Annotated in this window: 17 protein-coding genes; 10 read left to right on the top strand and 7 right to left on the bottom strand. The window is 58.9% G+C overall.

Annotated elements, in window-relative coordinates; genetic code table 11:
- Positions 1 to 6: 6 nt before the first annotated feature.
- The 3 genes from truB to rbfA are packed head-to-tail and all read right to left on the bottom strand — an operon-like array spanning position 7 to position 2102.
- Entirely contained in the window at positions 7 to 915 is a 909-nt protein-coding gene (gene truB, locus ACR0NM_RS10065; protein ID WP_480614466.1) for a tRNA pseudouridine(55) synthase TruB, read from the bottom strand.
- A 54-nt stretch (positions 916 to 969) separates the two neighbouring features.
- Positions 970 to 1710, bottom strand: a complete 741-nt coding sequence (locus tag ACR0NM_RS10060) for a phosphodiester glycosidase family protein (RefSeq protein WP_480614463.1) — start codon at positions 1708 to 1710, stop codon at positions 970 to 972.
- Positions 1707 to 2102, bottom strand: coding sequence for a 30S ribosome-binding factor RbfA (rbfA, locus tag ACR0NM_RS10055; RefSeq protein WP_170693537.1), 396 nt, complete (start codon positions 2100 to 2102; stop codon positions 1707 to 1709). The genes ACR0NM_RS10060 and rbfA overlap by 4 nt, the downstream gene beginning before the upstream one ends.
- Before the next feature lie 89 nt (positions 2103 to 2191).
- Here rbfA and dapB point away from each other — a divergent pair, with 89 nt between their 5' ends.
- Positions 2192 to 3001, top strand: a complete 810-nt coding sequence (dapB, locus tag ACR0NM_RS10050) for a 4-hydroxy-tetrahydrodipicolinate reductase (RefSeq protein WP_480614459.1) — start codon at positions 2192 to 2194, stop codon at positions 2999 to 3001.
- Positions 3002 to 3073: 72 nt separating this feature from the next.
- On the opposite strand, the gene tmpB is transcribed toward dapB, so the two are convergent.
- Together tmpB and tmpA are read right to left on the bottom strand one after the other, a co-directional pair.
- Positions 3074 to 3664, bottom strand: coding sequence for a (R)-1-hydroxy-2-trimethylaminoethylphosphonate oxygenase (gene tmpB, locus ACR0NM_RS10045; RefSeq protein ID WP_480614457.1), 591 nt, complete (start codon positions 3662 to 3664; stop codon positions 3074 to 3076).
- On the bottom strand, positions 3661 to 4797 hold the full coding sequence (gene tmpA, locus ACR0NM_RS10040; protein ID WP_480614454.1) for a 2-trimethylaminoethylphosphonate dioxygenase: 1137 nt from the start codon (positions 4795 to 4797) through the stop codon (positions 3661 to 3663). The genes tmpB and tmpA overlap by 4 nt, the downstream gene beginning before the upstream one ends.
- A gap of 99 nt (positions 4798 to 4896) precedes the next feature.
- On the opposite strand from tmpA, the gene ACR0NM_RS10035 reads away from it, so the two are divergent.
- On the top strand, positions 4897 to 5757 hold the full coding sequence (locus ACR0NM_RS10035; protein ID WP_480614451.1) for a LysR family transcriptional regulator: 861 nt from the start codon (positions 4897 to 4899) through the stop codon (positions 5755 to 5757).
- Here ACR0NM_RS10035 and ACR0NM_RS10030 read toward each other — a convergent pair whose 3' ends face one another.
- Complete coding sequence (locus ACR0NM_RS10030) at positions 5758 to 5940, bottom strand: DUF1674 domain-containing protein (protein ID WP_170394659.1); 183 nt, start codon at positions 5938 to 5940, stop codon at positions 5758 to 5760.
- 91 nt (positions 5941 to 6031) lie between these two features.
- Between ACR0NM_RS10030 and ACR0NM_RS10025 the strand changes: the two genes are divergently transcribed.
- The 8 genes from ACR0NM_RS10025 to ACR0NM_RS09990 all read left to right on the top strand — a co-directional run bounded on the left by ACR0NM_RS10025 (position 6032) and on the right by ACR0NM_RS09990 (position 14951).
- The gene (locus ACR0NM_RS10025) at positions 6032 to 7291 is read left to right on the top strand and encodes an RsmB/NOP family class I SAM-dependent RNA methyltransferase (protein ID WP_480614448.1); all 1260 of its coding nucleotides are present in this window, start codon (positions 6032 to 6034) and stop codon (positions 7289 to 7291) included.
- A gap of 88 nt (positions 7292 to 7379) precedes the next feature.
- Complete coding sequence (locus ACR0NM_RS10020; protein ID WP_480614446.1) at positions 7380 to 9119, top strand: heparinase II/III family protein; 1740 nt, start codon at positions 7380 to 7382, stop codon at positions 9117 to 9119.
- A 22-nt stretch (positions 9120 to 9141) separates the two neighbouring features.
- A complete protein-coding gene (gene purH / locus ACR0NM_RS10015; protein ID WP_170394650.1) occupies positions 9142 to 10731 on the top strand; it encodes a bifunctional phosphoribosylaminoimidazolecarboxamide formyltransferase/IMP cyclohydrolase in 1590 nt (529 codons plus the stop codon).
- The gene (gene lspA / locus ACR0NM_RS10010) at positions 10731 to 11201 is read left to right on the top strand and encodes a signal peptidase II (RefSeq protein ID WP_170394647.1); all 471 of its coding nucleotides are present in this window, start codon (positions 10731 to 10733) and stop codon (positions 11199 to 11201) included. Before purH ends, lspA begins: the two co-directional genes overlap by 1 nt.
- Positions 11202 to 11251: 50 nt before the next feature.
- Entirely contained in the window at positions 11252 to 11767 is a 516-nt protein-coding gene (locus tag ACR0NM_RS10005) for a DUF3035 domain-containing protein (RefSeq protein ID WP_170408488.1), read from the top strand.
- Between the two features lie 85 nt (positions 11768 to 11852).
- Positions 11853 to 13193, top strand: coding sequence for a M16 family metallopeptidase (locus tag ACR0NM_RS10000; protein ID WP_480614443.1), 1341 nt, complete (start codon positions 11853 to 11855; stop codon positions 13191 to 13193).
- Complete coding sequence (locus tag ACR0NM_RS09995; protein WP_170613311.1) at positions 13190 to 14494, top strand: M16 family metallopeptidase; 1305 nt, start codon at positions 13190 to 13192, stop codon at positions 14492 to 14494. The genes ACR0NM_RS10000 and ACR0NM_RS09995 overlap by 4 nt, the downstream gene beginning before the upstream one ends.
- A gap of 292 nt (positions 14495 to 14786) precedes the next feature.
- Positions 14787 to 14951 carry a hypothetical protein gene (locus ACR0NM_RS09990; RefSeq protein ID WP_480614440.1) on the top strand — a complete coding sequence of 55 codons (165 nt, stop codon included), beginning with the start codon at positions 14787 to 14789 and terminating at the stop codon, positions 14949 to 14951.
- Between the two features lie 69 nt (positions 14952 to 15020).
- On the opposite strand, the gene ACR0NM_RS09985 is transcribed toward ACR0NM_RS09990, so the two are convergent.
- Positions 15021 to 15836, bottom strand: coding sequence for an SDR family oxidoreductase (locus ACR0NM_RS09985; RefSeq protein ID WP_170566980.1), 816 nt, complete (start codon positions 15834 to 15836; stop codon positions 15021 to 15023).
- Positions 15837 to 15839 lie beyond the last annotated feature (3 nt).

Genomic DNA, 15839 nt, shown 5'->3' with positions numbered 1-15839 from the left:
CAGTCATCAGTTGGCGGCAAAGACGCGGCTTGGGTGCAATTCGCCCGACTTGTAAATTCCTACGGCCACGGCCTTGCCATCCAGCGAGGCCCAGGCCTCGTCTCCGTATTCCACGTCAGAGGCCAGCACCAGGCCCGGATTGCCATTCCGCAGACGGGTGGCTCCTTCAGAGGTGCATTTCAGCTCGGGCAGGTTCGACAGGCCGGTTTCCAGCGGATGCAGATAATCATCCAATGCGGTGGTTTTGGCCATTTCGTCGATCTGTTCGATGGTCAGGCCATCCTCGGCCTCAAACGGGCCGGACCAGATGCGGCGCAGTTTTTTCACGTGGCCGTGGCAGCCGAGCGCCTCACCCAGATCACGCGCAATGGAACGGACATAGCCACCTTTGCCACAGGTCATCTCCAGCACGACGTGGTCTTCGTCGGGGCGGTCGATCAGCACCAGTTCCTCTACCCAAAGAGGGCGGGCGGTCAGCTCTACATCCTCGCCATCTCGGGCCAGCTTATAGGCGCGTTGACCGTCGATTTTCACGGCCGAGAACTTGGGCGGCACCTGTTTGATATCGCCCAGAAACGGGCCGAGCGCATGTTTGATATCCTCATCCGAGGGGCGCGCAATGCTCTCAGCGATGACTTCACCCTCAGCATCATCGGTGTTGGTGGCCTGCCCCAGCCGCACGGTGAAGGTGTAGGCCTTCAGCGCATCGGTTATGTAGGGGACGGTCTTGGTTGCCTCACCCAGCGCAACGGCCAGAACGCCGGTCGCCTCGGGGTCCAGCGTGCCCGCATGGCCGGCTTTCTTGGCGTCCATCGCCCAACGCACCTTGTTGACCACCGCGGTCGAAGTCATGCCAGCGGGCTTGTCCACCACCAGCCAACCGGAAATGTCGCGGCCCTTGCGTTTGCGTCCCATTCTACACCTTGAGTCTTGCTGAGGCGCGCGAGTTAGCGGATCGTTTCGATGCTGTCAATTTGCCGGAACGTCCTCGACGACACCCACGATGGGTCCCAGCGAAAACCCGATATCCGACCGGTTGCTGGCGCGATCATACATGCGGGAAATGTTGCCATCTAGAAACAGCGCATTCGGTGTTTTCAATACATCGCGGAATAGGCTGCCAAATTCAAAGAAAGTGACGTAATCGTCCGAGATCGCAAACACTGCACGCGTGCCATCGGCGCTGGTGCCCACCCCGTTTCGGGTGTAGCGCGAGGTTGAATCCGGCAGAAAGCGAGGGTGCAACTCTCCGTTGATCACCAGCATGGGGCCCGATTGTGTCGCAAAGCGGCACCGCGGCGCCTGATCGACGAAATCCAAAGTCTCGAACACATCGGCACGGTTTTCACGGATGCAGAACACACCGTTGGGCAGCAGTCCGAAATTGCCGGGTCCGGCATTCGGTATCACGCGCATCTGCTCTTCCCCGTCTTCGACATAGTGGCCGACGGGCGAGCGGTCGTCATGGTACATGCCCGCATTCATCGCAAAGACGAGCCTTTTCCCCTGAGGCTCCAACGCCTCATTCACCGAAGAGAAATGACCCAGCAGATCGCCATTTTCATCGTTCAGAAACAGGCGCAAATCTTCCGAGGCATCGACCTCGCAAATGGTATAGCGCTTGTCCTCATGAGTCAGCTTCTCGCAGGTGACTGCAGAGACTTGCGCGGCCCAAAGGACAGCACACAGCGTGACAAGGGTACGGATCACTCGTCCAGATCGCGGCGTACCGCGTCCTGATTAAACATACGGCGGGTGTCGTCCAGTCGATCAAACGTGTCGTCCAAACGGAACCGCAGGTCGGGTGAGAATTTCAGGCCCACCTTCTTGCCCACTGCGCGCCGAAGCTCACCCTTGTTTCGAGCGAGCAATTCGATCACGTCCTCCTGCCCCTTGCCGCCCAAGGGCAGCACATAGGCGGTGGCGATCTTCAGATCGGGCGAGGTGCGCACCTCACCCACCGTGATCGACATGCGGTTCAGGTCGGGGTCGTGGATATCTCCGCGCGCCAGAACCTCGGACAGAGTGCGGCGGATGAGTTCGCCGACGCGCAGCTGTCGTTGGGAGGGGCCGGGGCCATCGTGGAATTTGTTCTTTGCCATGCCCCCGATCTAAGCGCAAAGCGGGGCTTTGCCAAGCGGGCGCGAACCGGGTAGGAGGCTTTGAGCCGACTTTAGAAAGGACCAGCGCAATGACCCATATTCCGGGGATCGTCATCACAGGGGCTTCGGGCCGTATGGGGCAGATGCTGATCAAGACCGTGTCTGAGAGCGATCAGGCGCGTCTGGTCGGTGTGGTCGAGCGTAAGGGCCATGACTGGATCGGTCAGGATGTGGGTCAGGCGATGGGCGGGCAGGCGCTCGGTGTCACCGTCACTGACGATCCGCTGGAGGCATTTGCACAGGCGCAGGCCGTCATCGACTTTACGGCGCCCGAGGCGACACTGGAATTTGCCGCACTGGCCGCGCAGGCGCGGTGCGTTCACGTGATTGGCACGACCGGCATGAGTGACGAACAGATCGCCGCGCTGGAACCCGCCTCGCGCCATGCCGTGATTGTACGGGCCGGGAATATGAGCCTTGGGGTCAATCTGTTGGTGCAGCTCACCAAAAAGGTTGCCGCCGCGCTGGATGAGGATTTCGATATCGAGGTCATCGAGGGGCACCACCATCACAAGGTCGATGCGCCTTCGGGCACGGCTTTGATGCTGGGCGAAGCTGCCGCAGAAGGGCGCGGTGTCAAGTTGGCGGATGTGGCTGATCGGGGCCGCGACGGCATCACCGGTGCGCGCAAACGCGGCGACATCGGCTTCCACGCCATTCGCGGCGGAGACATTGTTGGCGAACACGATGTCCTGTTCGCGGCCCCCGGTGAGCGTATCGTGTTGCGCCATCTGGCTACTGACCGTGCGATCTTTGCCCGTGGGGCGCTTAAAGCCGCGTTGTGGGGCCAAGGCAAGGCACCGGGCCAATATGACATGGTGGATGTACTGGGGCTTTAGGTTTCAGGATCACGTGCCAAGAAAATTCGGCGAATTTTCTTGGCTGTATCGATCGGGCGGATAAAGGCTGTCTCAGCTCGCCTGAAGGTGCCGGTCGACCATCCGCTGCACCATCGGCGCGAAATGGGCGAACTCCGGGGTCTCCATATCGGCACGTTTTCCCGCTTCGTCCAGATAACGGACCTGAATGATCTCTTTAAGGTTCGGATTGGTCTCGAACTCGGCTATTTCCTCTGCACTCATCGGACCGCCCTGCAGCTCCAGCGTATGGACCGACGCTGCGGATAGGCGGTTGAAATACTCAGGCTTGGTCGCGCAGAGATACCGCTTGGCGGCAACGTGATACCGGCAGCAATCGGTGATGACCGACGGAAAGAACTGCTCCAACACCTCGGCGCCCGCATCTTCATGATGCCGGTCTTCGGTATCGTCCGGATGATAAGTGCCGAATTCCGAAGTAAAATGGCCGATGTCGTGCAACAGCGCACCGACGATGATTTCGTCGGACTGCCCGTTCTGCTCCGCAATCGTGGCACCTTGAAGCATGTGCTGGGCCATGGTGACGGGTTCGCCCAGATATTCCTCACCCCCCCGACGATCGAAAATGTCACTGATAAAGGCCACGATATTGTCCCGGTTCAGGGTCGAGAAATCGGGTTTCATTCCGCCGCCTCCGGTTGTGTCATCTGCATGGCGGCCAGTGTCGAAAGCAGCCCATCCTTGTCGGCGTAGCACCCTTGCAGCCAGCGAGATCCGGCCCCGGAATAGCCCAGCCGTGCATGCATTACGCGGGTGTTGTCGACGATGAAACTTTCGCCTGGTTCCAGCTTGAAAGACACGCCCATGGCGGGATCGTCAATGATCTCGCCCAGCTGGCGATAGGCAGCATAGTAGGCTTCCATCTTGTCAAAGGGCACATCCACGAACGGCGCGGACGAGCGGTTGTTGAAGCGAATACCGATCAACTCGCCATCGGGGGAAAGCTCGATCATCGGGCGACGTGACCGCAAGCATACCCCGTCCGAGCCTTTATATTCGAACCGCGCCGGATAGCCCGCCAGCAAGGCAAAGCCTTCAAGGTTCTGGTCGCGCAGACGTTCTGCCGCGCGGAAACCATCGACAACAATGGAATCGCCGCCCTCGGCCGAATTCTCAAGGCAATAGAGGATTTGCAGCGTCGGCACCGGGTCGCGATAAGGGTTGTCAGTATGGGCCTGCAACCCCAACCCGGTATAGGCGAGGTTGGTCGGGTTCACCTCGGTCCGAACCTCGAAATAGGGGCCATAATTTGTCTGGCGCACGTAGCCGAATAGATCGGCCACTTTCAGCAGCGATTCCGGCTCGGTCGGGCCACCTGTCAGCTTGGCAAAGCCGTACTCCGCGACGGCAGCCAGCCAGCTGCGCTTGGCCTCAGGGTCGGTGTGCACCCTTTCCCAGTCACCGCTGGGGGCGCTGATACCACGCTCCCATGTGGTGACGCCGGATGCGGTGCGGCCAACTTCTTGCGCCTGTTCGCGGTCATAAACGTGATCGGCCAGCCAATCGGCAGGGAACATCACGGATTTGTTTTCGGGCTGAAAGGTAACACTCAGATCGCCATTTTGGATCTCGGCAGCGCTGACCGAGATATCGGTGGGGATATCGCCGATGGTAATCAGGCGCTGCCCGTTGCCGGGGGCGCGGGTCTCGGGGTCCAGCGCATTGTCGCGCAGCCAAATGGCGTGAAATCTGGCCTGGGTACCATCGGAAAACGCGATAGTGACCACAGATGGGTCGAAAGTGGCTGAGCGCAGCATGGGGTCTCTCCTGTTCGGCGCGGGCTTTGCTTGAGGAGATACGCGCTCCGTGGCATTACTACAATTAAACCTTATTGCCACTGAGGGCTGGAAATACTTATGGCTAAGAAGAAGATTGGACTACCTCCATTGGACTGGCTGCGTGTGTTCGAAGCCGCCGGGCGGCTGGGTGGTTTTTCTGCTGCTGCGCGCGAATTTGGTTTGACGCAGGCGGCGGTCAGTCAACGGATAGGCAATCTTGAGGCGTGGCTGGGCCGGTCATTGTTTGTGCGCGAAGCCCGCGGTGTTTCGCTGACCATCGAAGGCGAAAGCTATCTGCCATTGGTGCAGGACAGCCTGCAAGCACTGGAACGCAATACCGAGGATCTGTTCGGCAAAACTCCGCGCGAGCTTCGGGTCGCGGGACTTTCGTCGCATATCCACGCGCTGGTTCTACCAGCCTTGCCCACGTTCCTTGAGGCGCAGCCAAATGTGCGTGTAATGACAGATTCGATGGCCCGCCGCGCCTCGCTGGAGGAAGAACGTACTTGGCTGCAGATCCGCTATGGCAGAGGTGTCTGGCCTGGACGAAAGGCAAAGCTTATTGCGCCCGAAGTGCTGGCACCGATGGCCGCATCCGGCATCAACTGGGGTGCGCCGCTGATTGATTTGCGCGGAGAACGCCCCGGTTGGAAGGACTGGGCGCAAGTAGCGGGGGTTGATGAATTACCGGCTGGCCGGATCAGTTTTGATTCGGTAGGTCACGCGATCACGGCGGCGCGTCAGGGCATGGGGATCGCGTTGGGTTCACTACCGTTGGCTTCGGGCAGCTTAAAGACTGGTCAATTACACAGATTGGATATGCCCGAGCTTAGGACAAAGGATGGCTATTGGCTGACATGGCCCGAGGATCGGGCAAGGTCGAAACGGCAAAGGGCGTTGATAGACGACTTTCTGCAAGCGCTGCGGGGCGGGGCCTGATCAGAAGTCGATGGCGATGCCCTTTTTTTCCCAATCACCATAGCGGGCCGGATCGGGACCGTCGCGCCCACCCAGTTCCTTGGGCTGCGCCTTGGCTTCCGCTTCGGCCTTTTTGCGACGTTCCTCAGCCTCGGCCAATGCGCGCTGGGCGGCGGGGGGCAAGTCTTTGCGCTCGTCACTCATGACATCGGGTTCCTTTCCGTTCTGGGCCTTGATATACGCCCTCGTCCGCCCAAGGCAATGCGGGCAAAGGTCACGAGAGGCACTCAGCATCATGTCAAACTCTGCAACCGCCGCGCGGCGCAGTGCAATCTATCTGCTGGATCAGATATTGGGCGAGGGGCGGCTGTTACCTGAGTGTCTGGCGGCCGGCGCATTGGATCGTCTGGTACCCGAGGATCGTGCGCGCGCACAGCGGTTGACGATTGAAACCCTGCGAGGGCTTGAGCGTGCCGACCGGCTGTTGGCCGATCACCTGCGGCAGACACCAGCGCTAACGGTGCATAACGCACTGCGGCTTGGAACGGTCGAGCTGTGTCAGGGCGAGGCCGCGCATGGCGTGGTCAATTCGATGGTCGAGATCGTGGGACGCTCGCGCAAGCATGGGCGGCTCAAGGGGTTGGTGAATGCAGTCTTGCGCAAGATTGCCGCCGATGGACCGGATGCTTGGCCCAAGATGCGCGTGCCCCGTCTGCCCGACTGGCTGCGCGATCCTCTGATCATGGCGTGGGGCGATGACGCAGTAAAGGGTATGGAACAGGCCCATTTCAATGGTGCACCGCTGGACGTGACGCTGAAACCGGGCGCCGAGGCGCCGGGCGGAGAAGCCCTGCCCACCGGCTCAGTCCGTTTGCAGGATGCGGGGCAGGTGTCGGCTTTGCCGGGCTACAAGCGTGGAAACTGGTGGGTTCAGGATGCGGCAGCGGCGCTGCCTGTGCGCGTGCTGGCCCCGAAAGCCGGGGAAAAGGTATTGGACCTTTGCGCCGCGCCCGGTGGCAAGACGTTGCAATTGGCTGTGGTAGCGGCAGAGGTCACGGCGCTGGATATCTCCGAAACACGGTTGGAGCGGGTGCGCGAGAACCTGAAACGGACAGGTTTGAAGGCCAAGGTGATCGCTGGTGATGCGCTGGACCATCAGGGCCAGTATGATGCCATCCTGCTCGACGCGCCATGTTCGGCCACGGGCACGATTCGCCGCCATCCTGATTTACCCTTCGCCAAGGATGGCTCGGAATTCGGGGGATTGATCGAACTACAGGCCCGGATGCTGGCCCATGCCTGGACCCTGCTCAAACCCGGAGGCCGATTGGTATATTGCACCTGTTCCTTGTTGCCGGACGAAGGAGAGGTGCAGATCGAAGAGGCGCTGGATCAATACCCGGATATGCAGATTGACCGTGCGGCGCTTGAGATTGCGGGCGTTGAACCGGACTGGATTACAGAAGAAGGTGGCTTGCGTTTGCGTCCGGATTTCTGGGCGGACAAGGGTGGCATGGACGGGTTCTATTTCGCCTGTCTGAACAAATCCGCTTGAGGCGACGCTTTTCGATGACTTGACGCGCGGACCGGTCTATCGTGTGTTCAAGCGCCCGCAGAGCGCAAGGGGCAGAGTCGCAAGCGTCATGTCAGAATCGGACACAATGGCCAATCGCTGGATGCGGTTTCAGAACCGCCTTTACGCGCGCCTGAGCCAAAGGCGGAAGGCGGTTTCGGGATTCGTCAGCCAGCCTGAGCCGCGCACCGTGGGTTCGTTTGCACGCGGGCGACAACTGGTGGCCGGGAATCTCCTTTTCGCTGGATATCTAGTCGAGGCGGATGACACCGATCTATGGGATGTTGCTGCGCCCAGTCCGGATTTTGATGATGAACGCCACGGTTTCATCTGGCTGGATGATCTGGCAGCCGTCGGCGATATGCGCGCCCGTGAAAAGGCGCAGCGATGGGTCTGGGGCTGGATCACCGCACATGGGCGCGGGAAGGGACCCGGCTGGGCGCCGGATCTGACCGGGCGTCGGGTGATGCGCTGGATCAACCACGCGCAATTTCTGCTACGCGGCGCTGATGAGGCGCAAAGCAGAGCTTTCTTCCGCTCCTTGGCACAACAAACATGGTTTCTTTCCAAACGCTGGACAGCAGCAACACCAGGATTGCCGAGATTCGAAGCGCTCGCAGGGCTGGTTCAGGCTGGTTTGGCCCTGGAGGGGTTGGAGCAACTGGCTGATCCCGCATTGCGCGCACTGGCCCGGGAATGCGACCGCCAGATCGATGCCGAGGGCGGCATTCTCACCCGCAACCCTGAGGAATTGCTGGAGGTCTTCACTCTGCTGGCCTGGACTTCTGCTGCACTTGGTGAAGTTGGCCGGGGCACGCCTACCTCTCAGACCGGGGCGATCAAGCGCATTGCACCTACTCTGCGAAATCTGCGTCATGCAGATGGATCTCTGGCCAGATTTCACGGGGGCGGGCGTGGGCTTGAAGGGCGGCTGGATCAGGCACTGGCACAAAGCGGTGTCAAGCCGCAGCAGCATTCGGACCTGTCAATGGGTTATGCACGATTGGCCGCCTCGAGAACCACGGTTCTGGTGGATGCCAGCGCGCCCCCCAAAGGTGCAGCGTCATTCAACGCACATGCGTCCTCGCTTGCGTTTGAGCTGACCTCGGGGCGCCGTCCTCTGATCGTGAACTGTGGATCAGGCGGCAGTTTTGGGCAGGAATGGCGCAGGGCAGGGCGCGCGACCCCGTCGCATTCGACCCTATGCGTCGAAGGGTATTCCAGCGCCCGGCTCGCAGAAGGCGCAAATGGGTCGTCGCAGGAAGCATTGGTGGATGGCCCGCAGGATGTGCCCGTGGATTTCGAGGATGCATTCGAAGGCACCCGCTTTATGGTGGGTCATGACGGCTACGCCAAAGTGTTTGGCCTGACCCATGCCCGCACGCTTGAACTGCGCTTTGACGGGCGTGAGCTGGTGGGTGAGGATATTCTGCTGACCGCAACCGACAAAGCCAAACGGCAGTTCGATCGCGCGATGGACGGGGCAGGTCTGCAGGGGATCGCCTTTGACATCCGGTTTCACCTGCATCCTGACGTTGATGCGGCACTTGATCTGGGTGGCGCTGCGGTGTCGATGGCGCTCAAAAGCGGTGAGATATGGGTTTTCCGCCATGATGGCGTTGGAAAGTTGTCAGTTGAACCAAGCGTTTACCTTGAAAAAGGCCGTTTGAAGCCACGCGCGACAAAACAGATCGTTCTATCTGGGCGCGCAATGGAGTATGCGACGCGCATCCGGTGGACGCTCAGCAAGGCTCAGGACACAGCCTATGCCGTGCGGGATACGCACCGGGACGAGCCCGTTTTCGACTGACGCCAAAAGGACCTTTGGACCCATGACCGACCTTCACCCCGTGCGCCGCGCGTTGCTTTCCGTTTCCGACAAAACCGGGCTGATCGAGCTGGGAACGGCGTTGGCCGAACGCGGGGTTGAACTGCTTTCGACCGGCGGTACCGCGAAGGCGCTACGCGATGCGGGGTTGGAGGTGAAAGATGTCAGCGAGATCACCGGCTTCCCCGAGATGATGGATGGCCGGGTCAAAACGCTGCACCCGATGGTCCATGGCGGGCTGCTGGCTCTGCGCGATAATGACACCCATGTCGCCGCGATGAACGAACATGGTATCGGCGCAATCGACCTGCTTGTGGTAAATCTCTACCCATTTGAAGCGACCGTGGCCAAGGGCGCTGCCTATGATGAGTGTATCGAGAACATCGATATCGGCGGCCCAGCCATGATCCGGGCGGCATCCAAGAACCATGCCTTTGTAAACGTGGTTGTGGATGTCGAAGATTACTCGTCGCTGCTGGATCAGCTGGAAGAGAATTACGGTAAGACTTCTCTGGGCTTCCGTCAGTGGCTGGCGCAAAAGGCCTATGCCCGCACTGCCGCCTATGACACAGCCGTGTCCAACTGGATGGCCGATGCGCTGGAGCTTGAGGCCCCCAAACGCCGCGCCTTTGCCGGTGAGCTGAAACAGACCCTGCGCTATGGCGAGAATAGCCACCAGTCGGCAGCGTTCTATGTAGATGGCTCGGGTCGTCCGGGCGTGGCGACGGCGGTACAGCATCAGGGCAAGGAACTGAGCTATAACAACATCAACGATACCGATGCCGCCTTTGAGCTGGTGGCCGAGTTCGACCCGGCCGAAGGGGCAGCTTGTGCGATTATCAAGCATGCCAATCCGTGTGGTGTAGCGAAAGGTGCGACGTTGCTTGAGGCCTATAAAGCCGCGTTCGACTGCGACAGGACGTCGGCATTCGGCGGTATCGTGGCGTTGAATCAACCGCTGGACGCGGAAACCGCGCAGGAGATCACGGGGATTTTCACCGAGGTTGTGATCGCTCCGGGGGCGTCAGACGAGGCCAAGGCGATCTTCGCCGCCAAGAAGAACCTGCGCCTGCTGACGACCGAAGCTCTGCCGGATGTGACCGCCGGTGGTAAAACTGTGCGACAGGTGGCCGGTGGCCTGCTGGTGCAGGACAAGGATAACGGCTTTGTTGGTATGGATGATTTGAAGGTGGTCACCAAAAAAGCGCCATCTGAGGAGCAGATGCGCGACCTGCTGTTCGCGTGGAAAGTGGCGAAACATGTCAAATCCAACGCCATCGTCTATGTCAAAGACGGCGCGACCGTGGGTGTCGGCGCGGGGCAGATGAGCCGCGTTGACTCGGCACTGATCGCGGCAAAGAAAGCCGAGCGTATGGCTGATGCGCTGGGCTTGCCCCAGCCGCTGACCATCGGTTCGGCCGTAGCTTCTGATGCATTCTTCCCATTCCCCGATGGGCTTATGGAGGCCGCCGAGGCAGGCGCAACATGCGTTATTCAGCCCGGCGGTTCGATGCGTGATGATGAAGTGATCGCGGCGGCGGATGAAGCCGGTCTGGCCATGGTCTTCACCGGCATGCGGCATTTCCGTCACTGATGCGCGGTTCGTTCATCCTATGGGCCGGATTGGCGGCGTTTTTGATCGACCAGATCAGTAAGTATCTGGTCGTCCACGTAATGCGCGTGGCGCAGGGCGATATCGACGTGCTGCCACCGCTTCTGGTTTTCAGATACGGCGAGAATCGCGGCATCAATTTTGGCCTGTTTCAGGGCGACGGTGACGCCGCCCGCTGGGTGCTGATCGGGGTTTCCGTGGCGATCTGCCTGGGCGTCCTGATCTGGCTGGGCCGCATCGCTCCTACGAAGCTTCAACAATTCTGCGGCGGTCTCCTGATCGGCGGTGCGCTGGGAAATGTTGTGGACCGGGTGCTTTACGGCTATGTTCTCGACTTTTTGAACATGTCCTGCTGCGGGATCAGCAACCCTTTTGTGTTCAATCTGGCGGATGTGTTCATATTTGCGGGAGCTTTGGGATTGGTCCTGTTCGATGGCAAAAAGCCCTCGTGACCTGCCGGACGATATGCGATAAAAGCGCCTGAAACTGGCTGGAGACACTGATGCGTATGCCACGCGCCATTCTTGTTCTGACACTCGCCGTTGTCGTTGCGGGCTGTTCCGATATTGGTTTGCGCAATCTTGATCCGCCCGGAGCCGGGCCGGATGAGTTTTCGGTATTGCCTGTCAAGCCACTGACCCAGCCCAAGGACTACGCCTTTCTTCCAGCGCCGACCCCCGGCGGTGCAAACCTGACCGATCCTAACCCCAAAGCGGATGCCGTTGTGGCGCTGGGTGGTAGTGAGGCAGCGCTGAACCCGAATACCTCAATACCGGCCAGCGATGCCGCGCTTGTGACGGCCTCAAGCAGATATGGCGTTCCTGCCAATACGCGTCAGGTAACGGCCGAAGAGGATGCGGCTTTCCGTAAAAATCGCGGTCGCTGGACCCGCCTGCGCCTGTTCCCGGTTGATCGGTACTCGCAGGTCTATGAACGTCAGTCAATCGATGCGAACGCGACCAATGAAGCGGCGCGTCGTCGTGGGATCGAAACGCCGTCGGCCCCGCCGCTGGAATGAATTCTTCTTAACTTTCCGTCATTGGCCTTGAACCCCGGCGGCACCACCGTAGTTTGAATATCAGAAATGAAACGGAGGATGCCCCATGTTTCGGGCCCTGGCATTGTCGGCTGCCCTGATCGCCGCCACCCCCTTGTTCGCGAAAGAGGGGCAAGAGGCTGTCACCACATTTACGCTGGAAAACGGCATGGACGTCGTAGTGGTCGAGGATCATCGCGCTCCTGTTGTGCAGCATATGGTCTGGTACCGGGCCGGATCCGCCGATGAACCGATCGGATCCTCTGGCGTTGCACATTTCCTGGAACATCTGTTGTTCAAAGCCACCGACACAATGGAAGCGGGCGAGTTGTCAGCCACTGTCGCGGCCAATGGCGGCAATGACAACGCTTTCACTTCTTACGACTACACCGCCTATTTTCAGCGTGTCGCCGCTGACCGGTTGGAACTGATGATGCGGATGGAGGCAGATCGCATGCGCAACATCCGCCTGACTGAGAATGATATCACCACCGAACGCGATGTGGTTCTGGAAGAGCGTAATCAGCGGACCGAAAACAATCCACGCGCTCTGTTCGGAGAACAGATGAATGCAGCGCAATATTTGAACCACCGTTACGGAGCGCCGATTATCGGCTGGCGCCACGAGATGGAGGCGTTGGATATGGACGACGCCCTGTCCTTCTACCAGACCCATTATGCACCCAATAACGCCATATTGGTCGTCACCGGAGATGTTGACCCGGACGAAGTCAGGGCGTTGGCCGATCAGTACTACGGTGTTATCCCAGCCAACCCTGATTTGCCCGAGCGGGTACGCTCGCAAGAACCACCCCAGACTGCCGAACGTCGCCTGACCTTCAAGGATGCGCGTGTCGCACAACCCTACGTGCAGCGCAGCTATCTGGCCCCTGAACGGGACGCCGGTGAGCAGGAGAAGGCCGCTGCCCTGTTCCTTTTGGCGGAATTGCTGGGAGGAAGCACAACTTCATATCTGAATGAAAAGCTGCAATTTGAGCAGCAGAAGGTGGTCTATACCGGTGCGTTCTACAAGGGGGTCTCATTGGATGACACGACCTTTGATCTGATCGTTGTGCCGGCTGAGGGCGTTTCGCTTCAGGATGCGGAGGATGCCATGGATCAGGCCGTTGCGGATTTCATCGCGGAAGGTGTCAAGGATGAAGACCTGGAGCGCATTAAGATGCAGCTCCGCGCCGCGCAGACCTATGCGCGCGATAACGTGGACGGTATTGGAAACCGCTATGGTCGTGCGTTGACCAGCGGGTTGACGGTCGAGGATGTGCAGGCCTGGCCCGACATCCTGCAGGCTGTGACGGGTGACGAGATCATCGCGGCTGCCCGTGAAGTGCTGCAACCTGAAACCTCGGTCACTGGCTGGCTGATGCGTGACGATGAGGTGACACAATGAAACGGTTTGCCGCAACGCTGATTGCGCTGATCATTGCCCTTCCCGCCTGGGCCGAGATTAAGATCAAAGAGGTAACCTCGCCCGGTGGTATTACCGCTTGGCTGGTCCAAGATCATTCGATCCCCTTCACTGCGCTGGAACTGCGGTTTCGTGGAGGAACGTCGCTGGATGATCCCGATAAACGCGGCGCGGTCTATCTGATGAGCGGCCTGATTGAGGAAGGCGCCGGCGACATGGATGCCCGCACCTATGCGCGCGAACTTGAATCTCTGGCTGCGTCCTTCAGCTACAGGGCAACAGATGATACGGTCTCCATTTCGGCGCGGTTCCTGACTGAGAACCGGGATGAAGTGATTGATTTGCTGCAGACCACAATTCATGAACCGCGTTTCGATGAGGATGCCATCGATCGGGTGCGCGCTCAGGTGATTTCGGGTCTGAAGTCCGACCAGACTGATCCAAGCGATATTGCCGGACGTAGCTTTGCTGAAATGGCATATGGGGATCATCCTTATGCGTCGGACGGTAAAGGTACGATTGAAAGCGTTTCAAGCCTGACCCGCGACGACATCGTCGCTGCCTACGACAATGTCTTTGCCAAGGACAGACTGTATGTCGGGGCTGTTGGCGACATCACGGCAGAAGAGTTGGGCGTACTGTTGGACGAATTGCTGTTGGATCTGCCAGCAACCGGGAAACCCATTCCAGACAAGGCGAAGGTCACCATTGACGGCGGTGTCAGCGTAGTGGACTTCAACACTCCGCAATCCGTCGCCCTGTTCGGGCAAAGTGGCATTGATCGCGACGATCCCGATTTCTTTGCGGCCTATATCCTGAATCACATTCTGGGCGGCGGCGGATTCGAAAGTCGCCTTATGCAGGAAGTACGTGAGAAACGTGGCCTGACCTATGGCGTGGCGACCTATCTGGTGCCCAAGGATCTGGCGTCAGTGTATCTGGGCTCGGTCTCATCTGCCAATGACCGCATCGCCGAAGCGGTCGAAGTGATCCGACAGGAATGGGCGCGCGCGGCTGCGGAAGGTGTGACGCAGAAAGAATTGGATGACGCCAAGACCTATTTGACCGGGGCCTATCCGCTGCGTTTTGACGGCAATGGCCAGATTGCCGGAATCATGGTCGGGATGCAGATGGAAGATTTGCCTATCGACTACATTGCGACTCGCAACGACAAGGTGAATGCAGTGACCTTGGAGGATGTGAACCGGGTGGCGTCTGAACTGCTGGACCCCGAGGGTCTGCATTTCACCATCGTCGGCAAACCGGAAGGGGTGGACGGCTGACGTCGTCCATTTACCCGCTGCCGAACAGAATTATTCGTTGTTATTGAATAATTTTTCTTGGAATTGACGGCAGTGGGTGATGCGAACCACTGGCGAAAACAACGAGTTTGTGAACTCTTCCAGGGCGCAGCGCCAGACAGAAGATCGGCAATTCTCCGCCTTAAGTAATCGTTAACTCGTCTTGGCCATACTTTGGCCAGAAATGTCGAGAATTCTATGTTAGTCGGGAACGGAGATGGGATTCAGAAGATCAACATCTCCTGAGACGAGGCTTGGGACGGATAGCGGCACCATGATAGTTGCGATAATGGGATTGGGAATACTTGCAGGGTTGTTAACCTTTGCTGCCGCTTTGGTTGTCGGTCAATCTCTGCTCAGCGCTTTCGCACTTTACGTGGTGGCTGGTACGCTGACATCGCTTTTGGTAGCAGCGGGTATCTATTTCAGAAGCTCTTGAATTTGGTAGGTTGGAAATAAAGCCCAGCGACTGAAAAGTTTGTCACCAATCGGATCCCTGTGTTCTAACCTAAGCTTGGTCCTTTTTCGCTGCGCGCAGCATCTGACCCATCATCTGGCCAAACTTGCCCGAGCCGCGCTGATACAAAGCCCCGTCAACGGCCATGACTGTTCCGCTGATATAGCTCGCCATATCAGAGCTAAGGAATAGGCAGGCATTTGCCACATCCTGGGGTTGACCCCAGCGACCCAGCGGGACGTCCCGACGCAGCTCTTCATGGGCATTTTCGGTAGGGGCCAGCCGTTTTGCGCCTTCGGTTCCTTCGATAAAACCCGGAACGACCGAATTCACGCGAATCCCTTCGACGCCCCATTCCATTGAAAGGGTTCGGGTGATCTGATCAACGCCCGCCTTGGCGGCGCAAACATGGGCCTGCCCTTCGTAAGGCAGATAGGATTGCGGGGCCGAAATGTTGATAATGCTGGCACCGGGACGTTTGAGATAGGGGTAGGCCCCTTTCATGACGTGGATCGTGCCCATCAGATCGATATCTATGACCGCCTTGAATGCATTGACCGACATTTCAGATGCCAGCGCTGGGAAGTTGCCGGCAGCACCAGAAATCAGGACATCGAAATCTCCAAAAGCGTCGTGGAATTGCTTAAGGCCTTCGGCTACGGCCTCTGGATTGCGAACGTCGAACGCCGCGCCGATCGCGTCGGATGCGCCTGCTGCTTTCAACGCAGCCACGGTATCATCGACCTTTTCCTGCGACCGGCTGGCGACAGCCAGATTAGCACCCGAGGCCGCAAAGGCCTCGGCAATGCCGCGATTGATACCGCTGGTGCCACCAATGACGATGACGGTCTTACCTGAAAAATCCATTTA

This window comes from Ruegeria sp. AF2 (genome assembly GCF_056542025.1).
This window is presented reverse-complemented; position numbering and strand designations above follow the sequence as displayed.